At 62.9% G+C, this 394-nt stretch carries 1 protein-coding gene; it reads left to right on the top strand.

Annotated elements, in window-relative coordinates; genetic code table 11:
• The first annotated feature begins 5 nt into the window (after positions 1 to 5).
• Entirely contained in the window at positions 6 to 374 is a 369-nt protein-coding gene (locus tag HMPREF2581_RS14200; protein WP_070867346.1) for an antiterminator Q family protein, read from the top strand.
• Positions 375 to 394: the final 20 nt, after the last annotated feature.

The following is a 394-nucleotide window of genomic DNA, read 5'->3' as shown; positions in this document are numbered from 1 at the left end:
CCTACGTGGACAAGCTGCTGGGCGATACCGAGTACCTCCTCGAGCAGTGGGGGTGGTGGCGAATGGATGGAATGGGGGTTCCCGGATATGTGTCGCCGGCCGCCGCTATCATGAGCCAAGCCATGCCAATGTCGAGCCCCAAGGCCTACCATGTCACTGACGATATGGCCTTGGCCGTCGACCGGGTCATTGCTCGACTCATCGACAGGGCGCCGCAGGCCGGCGACTTCGTGTGGCTCTACTACGGCGCGAAGTGGCCGGCCCTGCGCATCGCGCGTGAACATCAGATCGGCGAGGCCAAGGTCAGGGAGACGTTGAAGCTGGCGGTGGGCTGGATCGATAGCGCCCTGGAGCGGTTCTGCGAGAGCGCTTGAAGAAATAGTTTTACGCGCGG

Source organism: Pseudomonas sp. HMSC057H01 (assembly GCF_001836405.1).
GTDB classification, from domain to species: domain Bacteria; phylum Pseudomonadota; class Gammaproteobacteria; order Pseudomonadales; family Pseudomonadaceae; genus Pseudomonas; species Pseudomonas aeruginosa.
The sequence above is the reverse complement of the archived record's forward strand: the minus strand, read 5'-3'. Positions and strand labels throughout refer to the sequence as shown.